This window comes from Labrenzia sp. THAF191a (assembly GCF_009363335.1).
Taxonomy (GTDB): Bacteria; Pseudomonadota; Alphaproteobacteria; order Rhizobiales; family Stappiaceae; genus Roseibium; species Roseibium algicola.
On record NZ_CP045333.1, the window covers coordinates 932,324 to 956,451 of the forward strand.

Genomic DNA, 24,128 nt, shown 5'->3' on the forward strand with positions numbered 1-24,128 from the left:
TTCTGCCCTACGAGGCGGTTCATGAAAATCAAGTCTGTCGAGCTCTTCCGCCATGACCTGCCGGTCAGGGGCGGCCCCTACAAGATGGCAAACGCCGAGGTCTGGTCTCTCCAGACCACCCTGGTCAAGCTGACTGCGGACAACGGACTTACCGGCTGGGGGGAAACCTGCCCCGTCGGCCCGACGTACGCCGAAGCATATTCCGGCGGAGCGCAGGCGGCGCTGCAGCAGCTCGCCCCCGCGCTGATTGGCCAGGACGTTCGGCCCCTGACGATCGGTCGTCTCATGAACGGCCAGCTCAACGGGCACAACTACGCAAAGGCGGCAATCGACATTGCCGTTCATGACCTGCTCGGCAAACATCTGGGCCTTAGGGTTGCCGACCTTCTCGGTGGTGTCGCAGCGGAACGCGTTCCCTCTTATTACGCAACCGGTGTCGGTGCTCCCGAAGAGATCGCCAGCATTGCCGCGGAGAAACGGGACGAAGGCTACCCGCGCCTGCAGGTCAAGATGAGCGGGAAGGACGTCGAGCGCGATATCGAGACGATCCGCAGGGTCTGGGACAAGATCGCCGGATCCGGCATGCGTCTTGCGGTCGACGGCAACCGAGGCTGGACCACACGAGACGCGCTGCGTGTCAGTCGCGAATGCCCGGATATTCCGTTCATTCTGGAACAGCCCTGTAACCGGATCGAGGACCTGGAGAAGATCAGGCCGCAGATCCACCATGGACTTTACATGGACGAGAACGGTGTCGACCTGGCAACGGTCATCCGTGCCGCCGGGCGCGGACTGGTCGATGGATTCGGCATGAAAGTGACCCGGATCGGCGGACTGCAGCAGATGGCTGCGTTCCGGGATATCTGCGAAGCCGTCTCGCTGCCACATACCTGCGACGATGCCTGGGGCGGCGACATCATCGCCGCCGCCTGCACCCATGTTGCTGCCACTGTGAAGCCGTCTCTGCTGGAAGGGGTCTGGCTTGCGGAACCCATGATCGAAGGCAGTTATTCCATCGGCGAAGGCGTTCGCATCCGGGACGGTCACATTGCCCTGCCACAAGGCCCGGGCCTTGGTGTCGAACCGGATGAGACCCTGTTCGGCACCGCCATGGCTTCTTTCTGAACTGGAGACCGACATGCGTTTTAAAGGCAAACGCGCCCTTGTGACGGGCGCCGCCGGTGGGATCGGCAAAGTCATCTCCCAGATGCTGCGGGCAGAAGGGGCACGCGTGGCTGCAGCCGACCGGAATTGCGATGCCGTTGATGCGGAAGTCCGGATTTCGGGAAACCTGCTGGACCCGGCTTATGCAGACGCACTGCCCCTCACGGCGGCCAAGGCACTTGGCGGCCTCGACATCATCATCAACAACGCCGGTGTCATTACCCGCGGACCGGTGACCGAGACCAGCGATCAGGACTGGGCGCTGTCGGTCGGGGTCAATGTCGAAGCTCCTTTCCGCATCTGCAGGGCGGGTATCCCGTTGCTGGCGGAGGCCGGAGGTGGGGCCATCGTCAACATCGCCTCTTGCTGGGGTGTTCATCCGTGCCCGAACCACGCTGTCTATTGCATGACCAAGGCGGCGATCGCTTCCCTGACCCAGTGCATGGGCCGGGACCATGCCCACCAGGGCATCCACATCAATGCCGTCTGCCCGAACGAGGTCGACACACCGATGCTGCGTACCGGGTTCGAAAAGCGCGGCTTTGATCCCGCAACGGCGATTGCCGAACTCGGCAGGACCGTTCCGCTTGGCCGGGTGGCGCGGCCGGACGATATCGCGGACGTCGTTCTGTTTCTTGCCTCCGATGCCGCGCGCTACATGTGCGGCTCGCTGGTTGAGGTCAACGGCGGGAAACCGGTGTCATGATGCGCTTCGAAGGAAAGATTGCCCTTGTCACGGGCGGGCGAAGCGGCATTGGTCGTGCCATTGCCCGGCGCTTGCAAAATGAAGGTGCCAGGGTCTTCACGGCCCAGCGCGGCGAGGATCCCGAGTTTGAGCATGTCCGGGCGGATTTTGCCGACATGGACGCCCCCGCCCGCATTATCGAAGACGTTGTAACGAACAGTGGCAGGCTGGATGTGCTCGTCAACAATGCCGGCCTGATGCGGGAAGCGGCGATCGAAGATATGTCGCTCGCCGACTGGCAACACTCGTTGGCGGTCAATCTGACCGCGCCTTTCCTGATGATCAAACATGCCTTGCCGCATTTGCGCCAGACACGCGGAAGCGTCGTCAATGTCGGCTCCATCGAAGGCATCGGCTGCAATCCGCTACACGCTGCCTATTCCGCCTCCAAGGCCGGGCTTCACGGCCTGACGCGCGCCGTTGCGGTCGATCACGGCAAGGACGGTGTCCGCTGCAACGCGGTTGCACCAGGCTGGATCGATACGGAACTCAATCTCGAATTCATCAAGGCGACCCCGGATCCAGATGCCTTCCGGCGCGATATTGGCAAGATCCACCCGGCTGGCCGGACGGGCAAGCCGGAGGAAGTTGCCGCCTTGGTCGCTTTCCTGGCAGCGGAGGAAAGCGGTTTCATAACAGGGCAGGTCTACACCGTTGATGGTGGCAGAATGACCCGGTTAAGCTTGCCCTGAAGGGCTTGAAGCGGTTCAAAATGCCTGCCGAATAGCGGACTTCATTGTCCTGACAAGATCCTGATTGGCGCTGGCTGCAACGCCGATGACAAGTTTCGACATGGGAGTCGAGGCAAACCCATGCTCGTTACCAAGCACCTTGAGGTGGCCCGCGAGAGTAGACCGACCCAGAAGCCCAATCGCAATACCCGCTTCCACGGCAGCCGTTACCCCCGCCACGCTCTGGCTTGAAAAGGCAATCCGGTAAGGCCTCCCTCTTGCCTCAAGCGATTTGAGGGCCGCCTCACGCCACCAGCAGGCGCGGTCGAAAAGGGCGACCGGAACCGGCTCTTCGGCCAGAAGATCCCGGTAACGCGACATTACCCAGCAGGTCGGGTCCTCGAAAACCACTTCTTCGTTTCTGCCGATCGTTTCCACCTCATAGACGGCAAGATCCAACCTTCCCCTGGACAGCAATTCCGGGAAATCGGTGCTGATCGTACAGGTTACCTCAAGCTCCACCTGCGGGTGCGATTGTGCGAAGGCAGACAGGATCTTCGCAAGCTTTGCCTGGCCATGGTCGTCAGGAATGCCGAGGCGAAGCTTTCCGCGCAAACCATCGGCGGTGATTTCCCTCAGGACGGCATCCAGCCGTTCTTTCACATCCCTTGCGACCGGCATCAGGCGCTGTCCGGTTTCCGTAAGTGTCACGCCGCGACCGGTCCGCTCGAACAGATCCCGCCCGATCACCTCTTCAAGGCGCATGATCTGAAGACTGGTTGCCGATTGTGATCGGCCAATCAGGCGGGCACCTTCCGTGACGCTGCCCGTCCCGGCAACCGCCAGAAAAGTTCGGAGGAGTTCACTGTCGAGATTATTCATCCAATTTTTCAATATCTGACATTTAAGATATTCGTTTCACCAATACTTAGATCACGCCTAGTCTGAAGCCGTCAATCACTGGAGGCCTTCATGGAAGGACAGACGGCAACAGCCACGTTTTCTGGATCCCGAAGAATTGCCGCCGGAGCCGGAGCTGGCCTTCTCGCCGGGCTTGTCTGGCTGTGGCCGCAGTTCTTCAAACAGGGGATCCTGTTCACCGGACAGGGTCTCCTTCAAGTTGCTCCGCTCGTCGTGCCGGGCATAGCCCTCACGGCCTGGATCATGGCCAGCGGTGCCGACAGGATCATCGGCCGCGCGTTTGAAGGACGGCTCATGCGCGCGGTCCTCGTGGCGTCTGCCATGGGGGCGATCACGCCGGTCTGCGGGGTGACGATCCTGCCTCTGATGGCCGGGTTGCTGGCAGCCGGGGTTCCCCTTGCCCCGGTCATGGCGTTCTGGCTGTCCTCGCCGATTACCGACCCGGCCATGCTGGCGACTACGGCGGCGACCCTCGGTGTCCCCTTTGCAGTCGGCAAGACCGTGGCGGCCTTCGGTCTGGGTGTATTTGGCGGATCCGTCACAGCAGCGCTCACGCGTGAGCGAAGCGGTGAAGCGGCGCTGCGGTCTGGTGGGCTCGCCGCGAAATTGACGGCGCGGTGCTGTGACGGCGCGACATCGTTTGAACCGCGTGTCTGGCGCAACAGCAGCCGGCGCAAGGCCTTCGCGCGGCAGGCAGCGGCAACGACACGGCTGATCCTGATCTGCCTGATCCCGGCCTTCTTTGCCGAATATGCGCTGAATGCAGCTCTGCCCCCGGGATCGCTGGCAGCCTATGTTGGCTCGAGCACCTGGTGGGCCATACCCGCCGCCGTCTTCGTCGGCGCACCGGCCTATATCGACGGTTATGCGGCCTTGCCGCTGACCCGCGGTCTCGTCGACAACGGCATGTCGCCCGGCGCGGCGATGGCGTTTCTGGTCTCCGGAGGTGTTGTCAGCATCTGGGGAGCACTTGCGATATTTCCCGTGCTGAAACTGCGCCCATTTCTGCTTTACCTGGTGCTTGCCGTTACCGGGTCACTGATCTCGGGCTATGTGTTCGAATGGGTCTACTGACGTCCGGTCGGTCTCTGGCCGGGATCATTCCTCGGCCGCGCGCCATTCCTTCCAGCGCAGCACGACATTGGCGCCGATTTCCCGGAATGGCTGTGGCGGCAGTTTTTTCGGCCGGGCTTCAGCACCGAAATGACGGGTAATACTGCTGGTCCGGCCCAGCGCGAGATCAGCAGCGCCCATGCCGGTCAGGGTTCCGCGTGCGGTGCCGAGACCGTTTTGCACGCAACCGGAAAACACGTCCTGCTCCAGTTCGCGCATGACCGCGACACCGTTCAGCGACAGGCAAAGGTGTCCTGCCCACTTGTATTCCATCTTCAACCCTGCCAACTGCGGAAAACGCCGGTCGAACTTGCGTTGCATGACACGGGCCGCACGTTCCACGCTTGCCGGGGTCAGCCGCATGTCGGGTTTCAGCACAGCGCAGGTTCTCGTAACGATCCTGTTTCCACCCTGACCGGCGTCGATCCGGCGCAAGGTCGTCCCCATAGGATCAGATGGCGTGATGCCCCAACGGCTTTGGCCGCCAAGTTTCTTCAACGCCTCACTGTCCAGCTCGGGCGTCATGACGGCAAACAGGAACAGCTGCATCAGCCGGTCTCGTTCGAAACCGAAACTCTCCAGATGACCATTGACCGTGAGGATGACTTTTGCCGTTGAAACGGATCCGGATCGCGTTTCCACCTTCCAGCTTTCGCCTTCCCTGGCGAAAGATAGGACCGGGCTTTGCTCGAAAACCTGCACGCCTTCCCGCCGAAGTCCGGCGGCAAGTCCGCGGATATATCCGGCAGGCTGCAGCATGACGGTACCGGGGGTATAAAGTCCGCCAACGTAGTGTCTGCTACCGGTCAGGTCCGCCATCTGTTGCCGGTCGAGCAGCTCATATTTTTCACCGAGGCTCGTCAGATGGTCGGCATAACTGCGGTTATGATGATCGGCCTTGATACTAGCCGCACCGTTGATCTTGCCTGCCGGATCAAAAAAGTTCCTGTCGATTCCGTAGTCCTCGACCGCGCCACGCGCAAAGCCGATTGCCTCTCGATTGAGGGCGATCAGAGACTTGTCGTCACCGTTACCGGCATAATCCTCCGATGTCAGCTCATGCGGCAGGTCGATCATGAATCCGGAATTGCGTCCGGCCGACCCTTCCGCAACCCGGCAAGCGTCGAGCACGACAACCTTGAGATTTCGGTCTGACTGGAGCAGGCGCCGCGCCGCCGACAGACCGGCAAAACCGGCGCCGATGATCGTGACATCCGCGCTGATCTGTTCGCTCAGCAGCTGCGCAGGCTGCTGCTTCGGCAGGATGGTGTTCCAGGCCGCCGGGCCTTGCAGGTTCGGCAGAGTGTCGGCGGCCCGTTTCGTCATCCGACGGCCTCGTCCTCGTCGTCGGACAGATCCAGCCAGATGGTCTTCAGCTGAGTGTACTGGTCGTGTGCCGCCAAACTGTTGTCCCGCCCGCCGAAACCGGACTGTTTGAACCCTCCGAACGGTGTGGTGATGTCGCCTTCACCAAAGCAATTGACGGTCACGGTGCCGGCACGGATCGCCCGGGCACCACGCAGCGCCTTTCTGGCGTTGCCGGTGAAGATCGAGGCTGCAAGGCCATACTGCGTATCGTTGGCCAGCGCGATAGCCTCATCGAAGCTTCTCACGGTCAGAACGCTCAAGACAGGACCGAAGATTTCCTCCCGCGCAATGGTGGACACCGGATCGGTTTCCAGAACGGTCGGTTCGACGAAGGCGCCATCGCGGCTGCCGCCGCCCATCAACACCTTTGCACCCTTGTCCAGATAGGAACTGACCTTGGCGAAATGATCGCTGGAGACGAGCGCACCGACGCGATGCTCCGGATCAAGGGGATCGCCCATCGTCCATTCCCGCGCATGGGCCAGGATGCGCTCCAGCAGTGCTTCCTTGATGTCTTCTTCCACGATCAGGCGGGAACTTGCCGAACAGTTCTCGCCCATGTTCCAGAACGCGCCATTGACGACGTGAGCAGCCACCCTGTCGAGATTTTCGGCGTCCTTCAGGACAACGCTCGGGTTCTTGCCGCCCATTTCCAGAACGACCTCCTTCAGGTTGCTGTCGGCAGCATAGCGCAGGAACCGGCGGCCGGTTTCCGTCGAGCCGGTGAAGGAGATCATGTCGACATCCATGTGCCGGCCAAGCGGTTCGCCGACGTCCGGACCGGACCCGGGAACGACATTGAAGACACCCCGCGGAATGCCGGCTTCCATGGCAAGTTCCGCAATGCGCAGGGCGGTGAGCGATGTTTCTTCGGCCGGCTTGACGATGACCGAACATCCTGCCGCCAGCGCCGGACCGATTTTCCAGGCGAGCATCAGCAGCGGAAAGTTCCAGGGCAGAACCAGCCCGACGACGCCAACCGGTTCGCGCACGATCATGGCGATGTGATCATCGGAGGCGGGCGAGACCTGGTCGTAGATCTTGTCGATCGCCTCTGCGTGCCATTTCAGGCAATGGATCGTCTCCGGCACATCCACGGTTTCGCAATCGTAGATCGTCTTGCCGCTGTCGAGGCTCTCCATCACGGCCAGCTCCCGCCGGTTGCGGGTGATGAGCTTGGCAAAGCGGATCAGCGTGTCCTTGCGGTCCGCCGGATGCAGCTTCGACCAGCGGCCGTCCTCAAAGGCCTCCCGGGCCTTCAGCACTGCGAAATCGACATCCTCGGCCCCGCAGGCTGCCACGGAGGCGAGTGTCTCGCCGGTGGCGGGATTGACCGTCTCGAAGGTCTTTCCCGATGCCGCCGGGCGGTAAGAGCCGTCGATGAAGGCATTTGTCGGCAAGGTCAGGCCGGCAGCGAGCGCCTTGTATTCCTCGCGCGTCAGAAGGTCGGTCATGATCATTCTCCCGCCGTGATGTCTTGAATGGTGGATTTCAGAACCCGGACGACCTGGTCGAGCTGGCGCTTGTCGTCCTTGTTGAGTGCCTTCAACGGCGGGCGCGGCGGACCGGCATAGAGCCCGCTCATTTCCACCCCGTGCTTGACGCATTGAATGAACTTGCCGCCCTGTTCCAGAACGCGCATCAGCGGCATCATTGCCGACATGATCCGCCGCCCCTTGCTGAAATCCCCTTCGACGGCGCAGGCCCGGTAAAGGGCAACATGTTCTTCGGGCAGGAAATTCGAGCCGGCGCATACCCAGCTGCGTGCCCCCCAGGCGAAGAATTCCAGCGCCTGATCGTCCATGCCGCAGGACATCTGGATGTGCGGGTAGTCGCGCGCCAGAAGGTGAACGCGGTTGATGTCGCCAGAGCTCTCCTTGATGGCGCAGACATTGCGCGAACGGCCAACCCGGTCGAGGAATTCCTCGCCCATGTTCACCCCCATCCGGCCTGGATAGTTATAGAGCATGATCGGAAGATCGGCGGCCCGGTCGATGGTCAGGACATTGAGCGCGTTTTCCCGCTCCGTCGGCACCGAATAGGGCGGTGTTGCCACCAGAATGGCATCGGCACCGAGCTCCGCTGCACCTTCTGCGAGCGCGATGGAATCCGGTGTCCTCATGGTTCCCGTTCCCACGATCAGAGGCAGGCGGCCTGCAAGCCTTTGCGCGGTAAAGCGCGCCAGTTCGAGACGTTCCTCGACGGTCTGGGCATAGTTTTCGCCCGTTGATCCACCGGAAATCAGGCCGTGCACACCATTGTCGACAAGATGGTCGACTACAGCGGCCAGGGCATCCCAGACCACGTTGCCTTCGCCGTTATAGGGCGTGACCACGGGCGTGTAGATGCCTTCGAACTTCATGATTGGGGTCATCGCGGTGTCTGCCTCATGCGGATTTGAGTTTGGGTGGGATGCCGAGCGGAGCTTCCAGGCCTTCAGGCATGACAAACAGTTCGATCTGGTCACGCGAGAGAGCCCAGTGCTCCAGCGCCAGTTCCGCGGCGCGGTTGTCGTCGCCCTGCTCGATCGCCTCGATCATCTCGTCATGCTGGCGGCCGGCCAGCTCGAGGCGATCTTCCTTCGCACCGGACTTGGGGCGGAAGAAGGTCATGCCGATCCGGGTATGGTCGATCAGCAACCGGTCAAGGCTCGCCAGCAGGTAACTGTTACCCGCCATGTGGCCGGTGATGCGGTGGAAACGGTCGTTTGTAAGTGCGCGTTCAATCACGTCGCCACTTGCCATGGCGGCCCGGAACTCTTTCTGCGCCTGACGCAGTTCCTCGATCTGTGCCGGCGTCGCGTTCTGCGCGGCGAGCCGAAGCACGGCGCTGTAGATCAACGGTGCGGCAAGGAAGAAGTCCCGCAGCGTGTAGTGGGTCATGTCGGAAACGCGCGCACCCCGATTGAGCTGCAGCGTGACATAGCCTTCACCGGCCAGTTGCTGCAGCACCTCGCGCAAAGGTGTGCGGGAGAGGCCGTAGAGATCACACAGATCGGTTTCTTCCAGCGGGCTGCCGGGCTTGCGCTCCAATGTCAGGATCGCGCGTTTCAGATCCTCATAGGCATTCGACTTTGCCGTGCCGCGTACAGGGGGCATGGGACGCTCCATTCCGAATTCAGTTGACTCGTTTGTATACATGATGTGTACAATATCAACACAATAATAATACATGCGCCCGAAAGGCCGTGATCGGCCAGAGGCGACAGAGGCCGGAGAAAAGCGACATGTCCCGAACCACTGACGTCACCTTCCTGTTGCTTGAAGATTTTTCGCATATCGCCTTCGCCTGCGCGGTGGAGCCGCTGCGTATCGCCAACCTGCTTCAGGGAGAGGAAATCTACCGGTGGCGACTGGCCTCACCCGATGGTCAAAGGGCGGTCTGCTCCAACGGAACCGTGACGCTGGTGGATCAGGGCCTCGGTCCCTTGCCCGCGCGCTCCAGCCTGTTCCTGATCTCCGGTCAGAATGTCGGCGACCGGGCGGCGCCGGAGGTGCTGAGCTTCCTGCGGCGGGAGCGTGCCCGGGGCACCCAGATCGGTGCGATCTGTTCGGGTGCCTACATTCTTGCCAAGGCTGGCTTGTTGAACGACCGCCGCGCAGCCATTCACTGGTCGTTCCACGACAGTTTCGAGGAAACCTTTCCGGACGTGCAGTTGTGCAAGAATGTCTTCGTCACGGACGAGGCCTTCGTCACCGCATCCGGCGGCACCGCGGCGACCGACATGATGCTGCACCTGATCGGCGAAGCCCACGGTACGGACCTGGCGGTCGCGATTGCGGACATGATGGTCTATTCCGGTGTTCGGCCTGCCAACGCGGCCCAGCAGATTTCACTACAGGCGCGGCACGGAATCCGGAACCCGCATATTGCCGAGGCAATTCGTCTGTTGAACGAAAGCGCGCCCTATTATCTGCCGACATCCGAGATCGCCCGCAAGATCGGCATTTCCACCCGGCAGCTTGAGCGGTTGTTCCAGAAACACCTGAAGGTGTCGCCGAAACGGTTTGCCATAGACCAGAAGCTGACGCGTGCCCGCAATCTTCTGCTGCAGACCGAACGGTCCGTGTCTGAGATCGCCCTGGCCTGCGGCTACGAATCCGCTTCGCATTTCATCCGCACCTACCAAAACAGGTTCGGCGTGACGCCGCACAATCAGCGTCTTTGCTCCGCGGGTACACAGGCTGCGTTTCAAAGGGCATGACCGGGTCCTGGGGCTGCGATCTGCCCGCGTTTTGAAATGCGGCCCCTATTCCTGGCAAGCCGGTTCCGGCTTCTCCGCCTGGTCCAATGCCCCATCCTCCTTGCGTGTCTTCGGCCCGTGACTTAGATCCTTGTCTGAAGCCGGTCCGGACCGGAGCGCAAACGGAGGCCGCATCCATTCTTCCCGTCAGAATTGCAGGCACTGGACATGCCTTGCCTGCAAAGTCCGTCACCTCGGAAGCCCTCGATCTTCAGCTGGGCTTTCCTGCCGGACATCTTCAAAAACTGTCCGGCGTTTCAAGCCGGTTTGTCGCAGCAGAGGAAAGCCAGATAGATCTGGCGGTTGCGGCTTGCCAAGCCGCGCTTGAAAAGGCAGGCCAGGCGCCTCGGGGCGTCGATCTCGTCCTCGGTGCGTGCGGTATTCCCTACCAGACCCTGCCGGCAACCGCGCCACTGGTGATGCAGAGACTGGGTTTTGCCGATGGCACGGCGGCGGCCTACGACGTCAATGCGACTTGTCTTTCCTTCCTGACCGCCTTCGAGCTTGCCGCCAACAAACTTGCGCTGGGGCAAGCAACGTCGGTGCTGGTGTTTGCCGCGGACATTGCCTCGCGCGCACTGCCCTGGGAAGACCAGCCCGATGTTGCCGCCCTGTTCGGCGATGGCGCGGCTGCCGTCGTCCTGACGACAGGAGGCAGTGATGGCCCGGGCATTGCAGCCTCGCTGCTGCGAACCTACCCCTCCGCCTATGCTGCATGCGAGATCGGGGCCGGAGGCACTCGGTTCGATTTTCACAAGGACCACGAGGCCTTCGCCCGGCATGCCGTGTTCCACATGGACGGCAAGGACCTCTTCCGTGTCACGCACAAGCACTTTCCGCAGTTCGTCGACCAGCTGCTGTCGAAAGCCGGATGGGCCCGGCAGGATATCGACCTCGTCGTTCCGCACCAGGCAAGCCCGCTCGCGCTGGAGCACATGATCCGGGAAACCGGCATGGAGCGCACCCGCGTGGTCGACATCGGCTGCACCCACGGCAACCAGATTGCAGCATCGCTGCCAACCGCGCTCGACATTGCCTGGCGCCAGGGCCGGATCGAGCCCGGCATGCGCGTGCTGTTGCTCGGGACATCGGCCGGTGTGACCTTCGGCGGCATGGCCCTTGAGGTTTGACCATGGGGCGCTTGCTGGTCACTGGAGCAACGGGATTTCTGGGCGGAGCCCTGATCCGTCATTTGCGCGCCAAAGGCTCCAACCCGATCGCTCTTGGCCGCAGCGAGTTGCAGTGTCAGCACCTTGAGGCCGAGGGCTTCGACGTCGTTCGCATGGATCTTTCCAACCCCTGCGACAAGGGTCAAATTGCGCCTTTTGGTCCGGTCGGCGACATTGTTCATTGCGCCGCGCTCTCCGCGCCCTGGGGACGACGTAGCGCCTTTATGTCGGCGAATGTCACCGGGACAAAACACCTGCTTGATCTTGCGGAAAAGCTTGGCGTGCGGCGGTTCGTCAACATTTCCTCGCCCACCGTCTATTTCGAGATGAAGGACAAGGAGAACGTCCGGGAAGATGCGCTGTTGCCGCCGCCCATCAACGCTTATGCGGCGACAAAGGCCGAGGCCGAACGGCTGGTGCTAACCCGCGCCGACCTTGGCCCGATCAACCTGCGTCCACGCGGCCTTTACGGCGCCGGTGACACAACCCTTCTGCCGCGTTTGCTTGCCGCGGCCCACAAGCGGCCCTTGCCGTTTTTCCGGAATGGAGCTGCCTCCATCGACCTGACCCATGTCGATGATCTGCTCTCAGCCATCGAGACGGCCCTTGAAGCCTCACCTGAATGCGAAGGCGAGACGTTCAACATTTCCGGAGGCGAACCTTTGCCGGTGCGTTTCATTGTCGAGCGTGTCTGTGCCGCCAAAGGCGTTCCGGTTCGCTGGCAGAACCGCCCCCTGGCCCCGGCTGTCCTGGCGGCCAGGCTTCTGGAGACGGCAAGTCTGATCGTGCCTGGCGCCGGCGAACCTCTGGCGACACCCTATACGCTCGGGCTCTTCGCCTTCCGACAGAGCCTCGACATTTCCAAGGCGGAGCGGTTACTGGGCTGGCGACCGCAGATCGACTTCGAAAGCGGTCTTGCAAAAACACTTGGCGAAGGGAAAGCCCATTGACCCCGGTGTTTGCAAACAGCGCTTTTGTTTCCGCGCCGGAGCGGTTGGTGGTCCGTAGGGGTGGGCGTCACCCGCTCCGCTTCAAGGTACGCTATGGGGTTCACCAGCACCCGACTGCCGGACTGGTGCTGATCGATACAGGTTACGGCCCCCGGGTCACGGAAGGTTCAGGGCGCAGTCTGCCGCTTCGGATCTATGCCAGTCTGCTCCGACCGAAGCTGATCGAAGAGCACCAGCCCACCCGTGTGCTTGATCGCCTGGGCGCAAGCACAGCAGATGTTGCAGCCATCGTGCTGACCCATTTTCACGCCGATCATGTTGCCGCGCTTCACCTTTTCCCGAAGGCGAGGATCTATGCGAAGGCAGCAGTGCACGCTCGTATCGAGGCGCGCTCAAGGTTTTCCAATCTGCGCCACGGCGTCTTTGACGAGTTGCTGCCACAGGATCTCTCCAGCCGGATCGTCGATATTGACCAACTGCCGGTCAAGCCCGCTCCCAATGGACTTGGCGAAGGGGCTGATCTCTTTGGGGATGGTGAGACGCTGGCCGTCAATCTGCCCGGTCATGCGGAAGGCCATTTCGGCATTTGCTTTGCCGCACAGCCGGTGCCATTGCTTTATGCGGTCGACACCCAATGGTGTGCGGCAGCGCTTGAACCCGGCAAGGCCCCCGGACTGCCCGCGGCTCTTGTCGCTTCGGATCGCCGGGCACTTGCGGCAAGCAGCCGCCGGGTTGCCGCCTTCCGGGAGCAAGGCGGCGATGTTCTGCTGTGCCATGATCCGTCCGACAGTCCATACGATTTGCCGGAGGTTTCGGCATGAGCGGGCGTTTTCAGACTGGCATTGCCTTTGCCGAAACCCTCTGGACCGGCCGCAGTGGCCGATCTCGAAAGGCTTTCGAGGACTGGCAGGAACGTCGACTGGATGGCTGGTTGCGCCGGTCGCTTCCCAAGGTCGATTTCTACCGCGACGCGCCGCCACGCCTCGACCAACTGCCGGTGATCGACAAAGCCATCGTGATGAGCCGGTTCGAGGCCTTCAACAGGGCCCGGATCACCGCCGAGGCCGGATGGCAGGCATTGGAGGCGGGCGGCGAGATCAACGGGATCAACATCGGAGCCAGTACGGGCACCAGCGGCAACCGCGGCCTCTACGCCATTACCGCACCAGAACGGTTCCGTTGGCTCGGCACTATTCTGGCCAAGACCTTACCCCGCTTTCTCTGGCATCCGGAACGGGTTGCGATCATCCTGCCGCAGTCCTCCTCGCTTTACGAAAGCCCGGCCAGACTGCGGCAACTGCAATTGCGGTTCTTCGATCTGCGCCATGGCATCGCTTCCTGGCTGGACCAACTGGAAACCTTCAATCCGACGACCATCGTCGCACCGCCGAGGGTGTTGCGGCACCTGGCGGAAACGTCGGACCGACTTGCCCCTCGCAAGCTTTATGCAGGTGCGGAAACGCTCGACCCGATCGACCGGGTCGTTGTCGAGAAGAGGTTCGGCATTCCTCTCGGGCAGATCTACATGGCAACCGAAGGCCTTTTTGCCGTGACGTGTGCCCATGGCCGCCTGCATCTTGCCGAGGATGCCAATTTTTTCGAGTTCGAGCCGGTCGCAAACGATCTCGTCACTCCGTTGGTGACAGGCTTTCGCCGCGATTTCCAGATCATGGCACGATACCGGATGAACGATCTCCTGCGCCTGTCGTCGACACCATGCACCTGCGGCTCGCCGCTTCAGACGGTTGATGAAGTGATCGGGAGGATGGACGATATCTTCATCTTCACCAGCGACGCGGGAACGGACGTGCCGGTTACGCCCGACATTCTGCGCAATTCGGTTCTGGATGCCTCCCGCGAGATTTCCGATTTTCGCCTTGTGCAGGAAGCAGATGGATCGGTGACCCTGCTACTGCCACCGGAGGTGGCGGAGACGAGCGCTGAAGCGGCCCTTTCGGCACTTGGCAAAACCCTGAGCGCACTGGACCTCGTGCCAGCAATTTCGCTCCGCCGGGAAAGGCTGCCCCTGGAAAGCACCCGCAAACTGCGGCGGGTGGAAAGCCGGATAAGGCGGCAGGCTCAATCATGACCACAACGCAAGATCCAGTCATGCGGGATACGTCGGTCAACGGAGGTGTGAGCAACGCCCCGGAGAACGTTCATGCCTTTGTCCGTCTGTGCAACGACTTTGCCATGCCTGATCTTGTTGCCAACCTCACGACGCGTGTCAGCTCGCTGGAGATTGCAGGGCGGTGTTTTCCGGTGACGATCAACGAACCGAGCCGTCCGCCGACGTGTTACATCTGTTCACCCAGCGCTGCCTATATCGACTATGCAATCGAGGAAACGCGCAATTTCCTGAAGTCGCCACTGACCTACCATCTGGTGCGACCGCTGATCCGGGCCTGTGCGCCGCTGATCGCGGCCAGCGGGCTTGATCGACAGGTGCAGGTGAACAACTGGCTGCTATCAACCAATCCAGTTCCGGAAATCGATGCAGCCGCAGCCCGCGAGATCGCCAGTACCCTTTCTCAGCGCCATCCGGAGCATGCCATTGTCATCCGCTCGCTCAATGACCGGGCGGACCGGTCATCGATGAACGCCCTCAGGCAAGCTGGGTTCAGGCTTCTGGCGGCACGACGGATCTATCTCTACTCCGGTGACCAAACGCCAGGACGGCCGACGCAAAACCGCCACTACGACACAAGGCTGATGCAACAGACGCCCTATCGGCTCGCGGAAAACGACAGCTTCGAGGGTTCGGATTTTGACCGTGCCGCGGAGCTCTACAAGATGCTCTATCTCGACAAGTACACACCGCTCAATCCGCAGTACACCGCAACCTACATCCGGGAATGCCACCGCAGAGGCCTGTTCCAACTGCTTGGTTATCGCGATGACAGCGGCCAGTTGGTGGCTGTAGCCGGTTTCTTTGCCAACGGCTGCACATTGACGCAGCCGCTGGTTGGATACGACACCCGCCTGCCGATGAAAGACGGGCTCTACCGGCTGGTCATGGCGGCAGGCCAGGACATTGCAGACCGGCACACTCTCTTTTTCAACATGAGCGCGGGCGCCGGCCACTTCAAACGGCTGCGCGGGGCAGAACCGGAAATCGAGTTCAACGCCGTCTATGCGGGTCATCTGTCCCGGCGCAGGCAACTGGCAGTGCGAAGCCTCGAAAAACTTCTGTCGCGCATCGGCATTCCCCTTCTGGAGGCCTTCGACCTATGACTTCATCAAAGGATTTCTGGCAGGCCGCGGCGCTCGTGAAGGATTTGAAGCGCCGACCGGCCCGTGTCGAATTCGGCGGCGAACCTGTGGTGTTGTTCAAGAGTGCATCCGGCATTTCGGCTCTGGCCGACCGTTGTCCGCACCGGCTGATGGAACTGTCGAAAGGAAAGGTCGTCGGAGGCGAGATCGAATGCCCCTATCACGGCTGGCGTTTTGACGGCGACGGACGCTGCACCGCCATTCCGGGACACATGGGCGACGTGCCGGGGTACCGGATTTCCGGCCTCAAGACCTTCGTGAAGGACGGCGTGGTCTTTCTTTCCAATGGAGACCCCTCAGGTGAACCCTACCTGCATCCGATGGAAAGCGGAAAGACAGTGGTGCGCCTCGTGCGCAGCAGCACCAACTCGACATTGATCGATGCTGCCGAAAACATCCTCGATGCGACCCACACCCATTTCACCCACAAGGGCCTGCTGCGCGGCCTCAGCAGCAAGCGGCATCGGGTTCGGGTCGATATCACCGGTGGGCCTGGCTGGGTCGAGGCGGTTTATACCGGGGAGGACCAGCAGCATGGCCTGATCAGCAGGCTGCTGGAAGCCGGGCGGGTGCGGACTGTCGGGCGGTATCGCTTTCCCGGTATCGCCGAGCTGGAATATTGGGGCGAAAACGGCCTTGCACTGGCAACCACCTTCCATTTGCGGCAGGCGGCCGACGGACTTGTTGAAGGTATCGGTTGCCTGATCGGACCGAACGAGGGACTGCTCGACCTAGTCAAGTCCTGGATGTTCCAGCCGATGTTCCGCATCGCTCTGGAACAAGACCGCCGCGTGCTGAAATCCTCACTTGAAAACGCGGCGCGCTTTCCGAACGCAAAACCTCTGATCGGACCGCTCGACTATTTGCGAAGGGACATCGAGGCAATTGAAAAAGGCGATCTGCCAGGTGCGGCAGTATCCCCCAGAAGCGCCTACATCGAACTTTGATCCGGCCCGTTCCACTCGATGTCCCTCGTGGTGGCGCTTTGAAGACTGATGCGGTTGCGCATGGCTATGGTCGCGATTTCCAGCAAGGCGGGTATTTGCGCGCACCCCGGCGACGGATCGTTCTTGGTTCGGAGGATCTCCTCGGCCGCACCGAGAACCTCCCGGAAACGGGCGAAATCTCGTGAGCGGAGCGCTGAAGGCAGACCGTAGACCCACATGGCCAGCCGCACGGCCTGAATGCCCGTTACGTCCGGCAAGACTTCGTCACCACCTTGCAAAAGCGTGCGGACGAACCGGTCCGCGTCCTTGAAAAAATGCAGGCCGCTGGTCGCGCGCGGATTGCATTCCAGCGGGCGCACAGAGCCGTCATCAAGGCGCATCAGGTCAAACGAAACCTGCCCTGTCCAACCGGTGTTCCCGACGAATGTTTCGATAAAAGCCCGTGTTGCCGGGTCCGTTACCGGTTCAAAACAGATCCCCGCGCCAGCACCGGCCCGGTAAAGTGAACGGTACATCGACATTGCCAGCACCTTGCCCATGCGCGCCAGAACGTAGGCACTGATCTCGTCTCCTTCCAACCGTTCCTGGGCGACCCAGGGCATTGCAGCGCTCGGCACCACCTGCTTCAACTTGCGGGACGCTGGCGAAACAAGGACCTGACCGGCGAAGCGCGACCAGACGGGCTTGAACACAAGGTTTTCGGCCTGCTTGCCAAGGTCGGTGACATCTTGCCGAGATGTCAGCAGCTGTGTTTCGGGCACGGCAATCCCGAACCCTTCACACAACCTGATGAAGTCATGCTTGTTGTGGGACGTCTGAAGCAGGTCGAGACCTGGCGCGAACAGCTCCGCCCCAAGGCCACGCCTCTCCCGAATTGCCGCCAGGTAGAAGATCTCCTCGCAAGTCGGGACAATCAGGGACGGCTTTTCGCGTTCGATCAGCGCCTCGAGCGCATCAGTGAAATCTTCCGGATCAAACCTTGGCGATGGCAGACGCTGATAGAGTGCGCAGGCACGACTTGCCCGGGAGACTGGGCGCGCGGGCATATCGGCCAGAACAACACGCCAACCAGCGGCATGAAACAGCCGGGCGTGATGCAGGGCAACAGGCGCGCGAGCACCTGTTATCAGAACAGTCTGGCCGGATGAGGCATGGCAGCCGGGCTGCATCGTCGTCAGATTCCCTTATCGAATGCAGATCCCGGCATCCGACGCCCCTCAGCGTTCGGCTTCGTAGCGCGCCTTGGTTTCCTCGTTCATCGGGTAAAGGCCCGGCAGCTTCGCACCTGCGTCGACCTGCTCGACGATCCAGGCCTCCATGCGTTCCTGTTCCGGGGCTTCTTTCAGCACGTCATCAAGCGTGGCGGCAGGGATCACGACCGCACCATCGCCGTCTGCCACGATGATATCGCCCGGAATGATCGCAACGCCGCCGCAGCCGATGGTTTCCTGCCAGCCGACGAAGGTTAGACCGGCCACCGAAGGCGGGGCCGAGACACCGCTGCACCAGACCGGCAGATCCGACGCCAGCACACCGGTCAGATCGCGCACTGTGCCGTCTGTGACCATGCCAGCGACATTGCGTTTGCGCATACGGGCACACAGGATATCGCCGAAGACACCGGCATCGCGGATGCCCATCGCATCGATGACCGCGACGCATCCTTCCGGCATCTCCTCGATGGCCGCGCGTGTCGAAATGGGAGAGCCCCAGGACGCGGGCGTTGCCAGGTCCTCACGCGCAGGCACGAAACGAAGGGTAAATGCCGGCCCGACGATCCGTGGTCTGGAGCGATCAAGCGGCATCGCCCCGCGGATCCAGACGTTGCGCAGTCCCTTTTTCAGAAGGATCGTGGTGAGTGTCGCCGTGCTGACGGATTTCAGGATTTCGACGGCTTCAGCGGACAGGGTCATTAAGGCCTCCGGAAGATGGCGCTGACAAGAAGCAGCAGAACAGAAACAGTACCCAAAAAGCGATGCCGCCAGTCCTGCCAAGGGTGGGCTGCCCGCGGCACGGGAGCCGGCGGATCAACCGGCATATTCCGCCGGATCGCATTGCCGGCCAAGGGATTTTTGAAACGGGAAAGTCAGGAACCGGCCTGGCGGATCACGAGCTGTGGAAAGCCCTGCACCGCGGCGATCGGAACTTCATGGCCTGAGGCTCTGAGCAGGATTACGAGCCCTGCCCGATCACTTGACCGGCGCTTTGCAGGCAACCTTCACGGCACTGATAGCGCCAGCTGCGGCCTGCGCCGTGATCAGGATGGCCTTGCCGAGATTTTCACTATCATGTCCGGGAGACTGGCGGGACGACTGAAAGCCTGTTGCAACGAGGACGGATATTAGGCCTGCGACATGCGCAATTCATCCGGCCTTCTTGAAACCGAGGCCGGAAGTCTGCGGGCATTTCCGTTGCGCTTGCATCAGCACGTCCTCACGCGCCCGAGTGCGGGATCAGGAAATCGTCAGTTCAAGCGCCGGGTGCAGACGCTGCAGGTTGCGGAGTGATTTCGACTGCCAGGGAATGGACTTGGAGCCCAGAACCCGAACGCCGACTTCCGGCTGCTTTCTGATTTCGATCGTGAACTTTGCGAGCAGATTGATGCCGGAGCTGTTCAGGAATTCCAGGCTTGTCAGGTCCATGGTGATGAGTTCCGGCTTGGCCGCCAGAACGGAATTCATGATGTCCAGAATAGGTGCGTAGGCATCTGTTCCTGAAAGCCGCATCGTTCCTTCGTAGTGGATGGCGGAGCCTTCAGTCCAAACGCGGTAATCGTTCGTGCTGATTTCCATTGTGATTTCTTCCTTTGGAATATGTCAGCGATCAGGAAAGTCGCAAAGAAGCATATGTCGTCAACTCAACGCCTTCACTTACACGCTCAGACGCGAAAGACCAGCCCAATTTGGCCTCGTAGTCGCTCATAAGTGTGAGCAAACCCAGGCCTGAGCCGGAGGAGTCCGGGTTGAGGGCGTTCTCCTCGATGCGTTCCAGGAGCAGCTCTCCCGGTTCGCGGTCGAGCAGGGCTTTCAGGTGCCCCTGAAACTTGACGGCCGTTTCCTGGTCGATCCGGTTCACGATCCGGATTTCAAACGTCTGTTCTTCCAGCGAGCTGTGAATCGCGATGTCGCCGCCGTGACGGAACTTGATCGCATTTTCCAGAATCTCGTTGATCATGTAACTGATGCTGTGCCGCGCATCGACAGGATCGATGTCTTTGCCGCAAGCCCTGCTGAAATATTCACCGATAAAATCCGATGTCAGGCCGCAATGATGCCAGCTCAGCTCCAGCGGCTCTGCCATCAGCGTGAGACAAAACTGTCTCGCGTCTCCGCCGTTCAAAGCAGCCGTCTCTCCAAAATCCTCGACCATGCCTTACCTATGCTTCAAGACAACAAGAGTGATGTCATCAAATACCCTGTAGTCGCCGATATGCGACTTCACATCATTAATGACCGCCGCGGCAATACCTTTAGCGGATTTTTCGCGATTTTCATGGGCGCTCTGGGCAAGCCGGTCGAGGCCATACATCTCGCCCTTCGCATTTTCCGCTTCCGTGATCCCGTCCGTATGCAGGATCAGGATGTCGTCGGGTCCGAACGCAAGATCCAGTGTGGCCACGAAGGGTGAAATATCGGCCTCCAGCCCGACCGGGAAACCGAGGTCCATCGTGTCGATCCGCTCGGTTTCGCCATTGGCACGTATGATCAGCACTTCCTCGTGCTGGCCGGACAAGGTGACCTGTCCGTCCTCGTAGTCGACGAAGGCAAGGGTCAGGTGCTTGTCGGAATTGGTACGGGTGATGTTCTTGTAGACAGCGCGGTTGAGCACATCCAGGAAGGCAATCGGGTCCTTGTCCCCCTTCTCCTGAAGCGCACGGGCAACCGACTGCACCATGAGCATCAACACGCCGCTTTCCAGGCCGTGGCCGGTCACGTCGCCGATACCGACCTTGATGCGGCTGCCGTCGAACAGGACGTCGTAGTAATCGCCGCCGACTTCGTCTGCCGGTTCCATGAAGGCGGCAATCTCGATCTGCGGGATGACTTCCAGTTCGCTCAGCCGGGGCAGAACCATTTCCTGAATGCGCTTGGCGACATCCAGCTCGGCCCCGAGGCGCAGGTTTTCCGATTTCAGCCGCTTGTTGAGCTCGCCGATCTCGTGGTTCGCGGTTTCCAGCTTCCTGGTCCGCTCCTCGACGAGATTTTCAAGGTTCTCCGTGTGATAGCTGATCTCTTCCGCCATCCGGTTAAACGCAAGCCCCACGGCCGCAACTTCGTCGCGGGTCGGAATGGCAACGCGAACCGAATAGTCCTTGTTCTGCAGCGCGCGCGCTGCGGCAGCCAGTTGCGACAAGCCCTTGGTGATACGGCCGGAAATGGCATAGACCGCAACGAACACCACGAAGATACTGACGCAGAAGGCAATCAGCTGGTAGTTCAGGATGCGGGCGGTCGCTTCGGAGATGTTGTTGGTGGCATCGATCAGCGACTGGTAGATCTCGCGTTCGGAAACGACAAAGCCCAGCGTCATCGTTTCCGAGGTGATGCCGGTTCCATCCCACAGGTTGGTCGGGTTGAGCTGCTTGAGGACCAGAAGATAGGGGACCTCTTCACCGTCATTTTCAAGGAAGATGTGCTTGATGACGGTCTCGTCCTTGGCACTGAGTTCAAGAGACGAGATGGCGGGCTGGCTGCTTTCCTTGAGGTTCCGGTTCACGCCGGTAACACCCTGGCCACTGACGTCGCTCGAAACCAGACCCAGTGTGGCCTCGCCGGCTTTCGGCGTTGCCACCACGTTGCCGTCGGACATCGTCAGGAAGCCGAAGCCGCTTTCCGAAATCTCAAGGCTTTCGACGAGCGAAGTCAGCTGTTCGAGCGTGATGTCGACCGCGACCATGCCCGCAACATCCTTGCGATCCTGCGTCCACAGGGGATGGAAGAAGCTGACGATCAGCTTGCCCGTGATCGCATCGATGTAGGGAGCTGTGGTGACGATATTGGATTCGACCGGCTTGGAAGACGGATCCTTGATCCAGCCTTGCCAACCTTCGTAGACCCCGGGAAAGAAGAAATCCCAGAAGTTCGCGCCTTCGTTATGGCCGGGGTAAAGCAGGTCGAATGTCTGCGCCTGTTCCGAATAAGGGGTCGCGCGCATGATCGACGCGTCCTTGGGGCCGACATAATAGATCTGCAGCTTGGGAGCGCCTGTCGACATCATCGAAGGCCCGACAAGGCTGAGGAAGGAGCTGTGCTTCAGCTCATCGGCGGCCTTGGGAAGCGGGTTCTTGTCTTCATCGAGCAAGTAGCCCCAGACGCTGACTGCGGAAGGAACACCCTCTGTGTTCTGCGACCAGCCGCCTTTTTCGTCGTAGACCAGTCCGGAGGAAAATTCCGAACTGTCTTCAATCGTGTTGCCGACCGCTTCCTGGATATCCGGGTGGTCGATCAGCGTCTGCATCGACGAGGCAAGCGTCGCAAGTTCCGAATGAACGCGCTCGATCAGAAGGTCGGCGCGGAACGCGGTCGTGTCGATGTAGGTTTCCAGATAGTCTTCGGTCGCGGTGGTCAGGCCTTCACCGACCTGCTCCGTTGCATCCCTGGACAGTTTCTGCACGTTCCAGATGCCGATGCCACCGGCAAGCGCCAGATCGAACAGCACCGCCACGCCCACGACAAGAATGAACTTGGCGCGAAAGCTTCGCAGGGAAAAGCGACCTATCTGCTTTTCACTCTGAGGGCCCTTTACCGGTGCATTCATAGCGGCTTACGCCCCGAGGCAACCCAGATCGGCCAACCCGCATACCCCTTGGGGTGGAGCGCTGCGAAAATATGATCATCAAAACCCTTGGCGAAGCGTTCGATGAACTCGGGGCTGTCGCCGCGTTCCTGCGCCATTTTGCCGGCAAAGAGATTTTTCCACGAGGCGATGACGTCGGCGAAATCCTGCGGGTCGCCGTCGGTGTTGGTGACCATGAAGGAGCCGATGGTGACGTTTTCAAAACCACCGTCGATCAGGAGACGCCGGCATTTCGGGCCGATTTCGATATCCATATCGAAATGGTGCCAGAGTTTGGCGACCTCGTTATAGGTCCACTGGATAGATTCCGATCTCGGTTCGCCAAGGCAATGGGAGTTCTTTTCGTTGGTCACGTAAATGCGGCCACCCGGCTTGCAGATACGGTAGAGCTCCTTGAGGATCAGTTCCGGCTGATCGAACACCTGCAGGGAATGGCGGCAGGTCACGAAGTCGAACTGATTGTCCTCCAGCAGCATGTCCGCGGCGTCGCCAAAGACATAGTCAATGCCCTTGATGCCGAAGTCGGCGGCGACACGGCGTGCGTAGTCGAGGCTGGATCTGGAATGGTCCAGCGCGACAAGCCGGTCGGGCTCGAACTCCTTCTGCAGGAGCACGGCGAAATCGCCGATGCCGCAGCAAATGTCGGCCACCTGCATCCCAGGCTTCAGGCCGTGGCGGCGAAGGAGTTCCTTCTCATGGCGCCAGGTAAGCTTGGTCTGTGTCCGCAGGACATGAATGAATTCACTGTCCTCGACGAAGGACTGTCCCGGGTAGAATTCGTTGTCGTATTCGCTGACGGTGATCTTTTCGGACATCGTCTCCAGCACGGCGAACTTGCGCGTTGCCCAGCCGACGACACTCGACGTCGTCACATGAACGCTCAGGTCGCTGCGGTTGCGCACAAGATCCAGGATCTTGCCGGCAAATGCGTGGAAGGCGACGTTGTTCATGCGCACCAGGCGCCTGACGTTGACGTAGAATTTTCCGCTCACCTTGGCGACGGACTGTTCCATCGCGGAAAAGCAGCCATGCAGTTCCTCGGCCCGCTGCGGGCGCAAGCTGCCATGGAGCGAGAACTCCTGATCGTTCTCGTTGAAGGTCCATTGAAAGGCCTGTGTCATATTATCAGCGATCATTCAGTGTCGTCCTCAAGCACGAGCTCTGCAACCAGGCTCATGCGGCCGTCTTCGCTCCGTCCGATGGCAAGCCGGGCGCCATAGTCGACGCCGAGTTCCAGGAGCCCCAGGCTCGCATCCGGTTCGGCGTCGGCAAACAGCGCTTCCAGATAAAGCGTTTCGGCGTCCTCGCCGTTGACCTTCGCAATGGCGGTTTCATAGATCTTGTAGGTTTCTTCGTCCGCAGGGAAAGTCAGTTCGATCCTGTCGACATTGCCGTCGCGCTGAACTGCGCATTGCAGTTTGCCGCCCGAGCCGTGCGTGCGGTACACCGCTTCCAGCAACTCGTTCAAAGCCGACGAATAAAGATTGGAAAACAGGAGCGAATCCAGCCGGTTGTGGCTGACCATCCGGGCAATGTATCCCGACATGAGATCGCAATGGGTCCAGTCGGTGCAAAAATCCTTGATGTCCAAATCCAGGTGAATCATCTGCGGCAGACCGGAATTAGATGATATGCCTTCAGAAGGTGCCTGCATTTTTATTCCCCCGCTGGCGTGGTCAATTGCACCTCAAAGCGATGCACTTCTGTTATACGAGAAAGCTGGAAATTTTGGTCGATTGGACTCGTGTCATCGATAATTCATGTATTT

Annotated in this window: 23 protein-coding genes; 11 read left to right on the forward strand and 12 right to left on the reverse strand. The window is 60.5% G+C overall.

From position 1 onward, the window contains the following. Window positions 1–21: 21 nt before the first annotated feature. The 3 genes from FIV05_RS04325 to FIV05_RS04335 are packed head-to-tail and all read left to right on the forward strand — an operon-like array spanning window position 22 to window position 2,601. Complete coding sequence (locus FIV05_RS04325; RefSeq protein WP_152508779.1) at window positions 22–1,125, forward strand: enolase C-terminal domain-like protein; 1,104 nt, start codon at window positions 22–24, stop codon at window positions 1,123–1,125. A gap of 13 nt (window positions 1,126–1,138) precedes the next feature. Then, on the forward strand, window positions 1,139–1,870 hold the full coding sequence (locus FIV05_RS04330) for an SDR family oxidoreductase (protein ID WP_152508780.1): 732 nt from the start codon (window positions 1,139–1,141) through the stop codon (window positions 1,868–1,870). Beyond that, the gene (locus FIV05_RS04335; RefSeq protein ID WP_152508781.1) at window positions 1,867–2,601 is read left to right on the forward strand and encodes an SDR family oxidoreductase; all 735 of its coding nucleotides are present in this window, start codon (window positions 1,867–1,869) and stop codon (window positions 2,599–2,601) included. The genes FIV05_RS04330 and FIV05_RS04335 overlap by 4 nt, the downstream gene beginning before the upstream one ends. Before the next feature lie 15 nt (window positions 2,602–2,616). On the opposite strand, the gene FIV05_RS04340 is transcribed toward FIV05_RS04335, so the two are convergent. Next, window positions 2,617–3,462: a LysR substrate-binding domain-containing protein gene (locus FIV05_RS04340; protein ID WP_055657034.1), complete on the reverse strand. Its 846-nt coding sequence runs from the start codon at window positions 3,460–3,462 to the stop codon at window positions 2,617–2,619. A 90-nt stretch (window positions 3,463–3,552) separates the two neighbouring features. Between FIV05_RS04340 and FIV05_RS04345 the strand changes: the two genes are divergently transcribed. Then, entirely contained in the window at window positions 3,553–4,575 is a 1,023-nt protein-coding gene (locus tag FIV05_RS04345; protein ID WP_152508782.1) for a permease, read from the forward strand. 24 nt (window positions 4,576–4,599) lie between these two features. On the opposite strand, the gene FIV05_RS04350 is transcribed toward FIV05_RS04345, so the two are convergent. The 4 genes from FIV05_RS04350 to FIV05_RS04365 are packed head-to-tail and all read right to left on the reverse strand — an operon-like array spanning window position 4,600 to window position 9,080. Beyond that, the gene (locus tag FIV05_RS04350; RefSeq protein WP_152508783.1) at window positions 4,600–5,940 is read right to left on the reverse strand and encodes an FAD-binding oxidoreductase; all 1,341 of its coding nucleotides are present in this window, start codon (window positions 5,938–5,940) and stop codon (window positions 4,600–4,602) included. Further along, window positions 5,937–7,436 carry an aldehyde dehydrogenase gene (locus FIV05_RS04355; RefSeq protein WP_152508784.1) on the reverse strand — a complete coding sequence of 500 codons (1,500 nt, stop codon included), beginning with the start codon at window positions 7,434–7,436 and terminating at the stop codon, window positions 5,937–5,939. Before FIV05_RS04355 ends, FIV05_RS04350 begins: the two co-directional genes overlap by 4 nt. A 2-nt stretch (window positions 7,437–7,438) precedes the next feature. Continuing rightward, the gene (locus FIV05_RS04360) at window positions 7,439–8,344 is read right to left on the reverse strand and encodes a dihydrodipicolinate synthase family protein (RefSeq protein ID WP_152511816.1); all 906 of its coding nucleotides are present in this window, start codon (window positions 8,342–8,344) and stop codon (window positions 7,439–7,441) included. A gap of 25 nt (window positions 8,345–8,369) precedes the next feature. After that, window positions 8,370–9,080 carry a GntR family transcriptional regulator gene (locus FIV05_RS04365; RefSeq protein WP_031268723.1) on the reverse strand — a complete coding sequence of 237 codons (711 nt, stop codon included), beginning with the start codon at window positions 9,078–9,080 and terminating at the stop codon, window positions 8,370–8,372. 128 nt (window positions 9,081–9,208) lie between these two features. Between FIV05_RS04365 and FIV05_RS04370 the strand changes: the two genes are divergently transcribed. From FIV05_RS04370 to FIV05_RS04400, 7 genes are all read left to right on the forward strand, one after another. Further along, on the forward strand, window positions 9,209–10,186 hold the full coding sequence (locus FIV05_RS04370; RefSeq protein ID WP_022999174.1) for a GlxA family transcriptional regulator: 978 nt from the start codon (window positions 9,209–9,211) through the stop codon (window positions 10,184–10,186). 212 nt (window positions 10,187–10,398) lie between these two features. Further along, complete coding sequence (locus tag FIV05_RS04375) at window positions 10,399–11,355, forward strand: 3-oxoacyl-[acyl-carrier-protein] synthase III C-terminal domain-containing protein (protein ID WP_286202263.1); 957 nt, start codon at window positions 10,399–10,401, stop codon at window positions 11,353–11,355. Between the two features lie 2 nt (window positions 11,356–11,357). Beyond that, window positions 11,358–12,344: an NAD(P)-dependent oxidoreductase gene (locus FIV05_RS04380; protein ID WP_152508785.1), complete on the forward strand. Its 987-nt coding sequence runs from the start codon at window positions 11,358–11,360 to the stop codon at window positions 12,342–12,344. Between the two features lie 47 nt (window positions 12,345–12,391). Further along, window positions 12,392–13,165, forward strand: a complete 774-nt coding sequence (locus FIV05_RS04385; protein ID WP_286202264.1) for an MBL fold metallo-hydrolase — start codon at window positions 12,392–12,394, stop codon at window positions 13,163–13,165. After that, window positions 13,162–14,433 (forward strand): CoF synthetase, encoded by a 1,272-nt coding sequence (locus FIV05_RS04390; protein WP_152508787.1) that lies wholly within the window; start codon window positions 13,162–13,164, stop codon window positions 14,431–14,433. The genes FIV05_RS04385 and FIV05_RS04390 overlap by 4 nt, the downstream gene beginning before the upstream one ends. After that, window positions 14,430–15,578 carry a GNAT family N-acetyltransferase gene (locus FIV05_RS04395; RefSeq protein WP_152508788.1) on the forward strand — a complete coding sequence of 383 codons (1,149 nt, stop codon included), beginning with the start codon at window positions 14,430–14,432 and terminating at the stop codon, window positions 15,576–15,578. Before FIV05_RS04390 ends, FIV05_RS04395 begins: the two co-directional genes overlap by 4 nt. After that, window positions 15,575–16,564, forward strand: a complete 990-nt coding sequence (locus FIV05_RS04400; protein ID WP_152508789.1) for a Rieske 2Fe-2S domain-containing protein — start codon at window positions 15,575–15,577, stop codon at window positions 16,562–16,564. The genes FIV05_RS04395 and FIV05_RS04400 overlap by 4 nt, the downstream gene beginning before the upstream one ends. On the opposite strand, the gene FIV05_RS04405 is transcribed toward FIV05_RS04400, so the two are convergent. The 7 genes from FIV05_RS04405 to FIV05_RS04435 form a co-directional block, all read right to left on the reverse strand. Further along, window positions 16,549–17,733 (reverse strand): ATP-grasp domain-containing protein, encoded by a 1,185-nt coding sequence (locus FIV05_RS04405; RefSeq protein WP_152508790.1) that lies wholly within the window; start codon window positions 17,731–17,733, stop codon window positions 16,549–16,551. The genes FIV05_RS04400 and FIV05_RS04405 overlap by 16 nt on opposite strands. A 48-nt stretch (window positions 17,734–17,781) precedes the next feature. After that, window positions 17,782–18,477 (reverse strand): ribonuclease activity regulator RraA, encoded by a 696-nt coding sequence (locus FIV05_RS04410; RefSeq protein ID WP_152508791.1) that lies wholly within the window; start codon window positions 18,475–18,477, stop codon window positions 17,782–17,784. A 540-nt stretch (window positions 18,478–19,017) separates the two neighbouring features. After that, window positions 19,018–19,356, reverse strand: a complete 339-nt coding sequence (locus tag FIV05_RS04415) for a hypothetical protein (RefSeq protein WP_022999184.1) — start codon at window positions 19,354–19,356, stop codon at window positions 19,018–19,020. 31 nt (window positions 19,357–19,387) lie between these two features. Next, complete coding sequence (locus tag FIV05_RS04420) at window positions 19,388–19,933, reverse strand: ATP-binding protein (protein ID WP_152508792.1); 546 nt, start codon at window positions 19,931–19,933, stop codon at window positions 19,388–19,390. A gap of 3 nt (window positions 19,934–19,936) precedes the next feature. Continuing rightward, window positions 19,937–22,321, reverse strand: coding sequence for a SpoIIE family protein phosphatase (locus tag FIV05_RS04425; protein ID WP_152508793.1), 2,385 nt, complete (start codon window positions 22,319–22,321; stop codon window positions 19,937–19,939). Next, window positions 22,318–23,496: a class I SAM-dependent methyltransferase gene (locus FIV05_RS04430; protein ID WP_152508794.1), complete on the reverse strand. Its 1,179-nt coding sequence runs from the start codon at window positions 23,494–23,496 to the stop codon at window positions 22,318–22,320. Before FIV05_RS04430 ends, FIV05_RS04425 begins: the two co-directional genes overlap by 4 nt. After that, complete coding sequence (locus FIV05_RS04435; protein ID WP_022999188.1) at window positions 23,493–24,014, reverse strand: hypothetical protein; 522 nt, start codon at window positions 24,012–24,014, stop codon at window positions 23,493–23,495. Before FIV05_RS04435 ends, FIV05_RS04430 begins: the two co-directional genes overlap by 4 nt. Between the last annotated feature and the right edge of the window lie 114 nt (window positions 24,015–24,128).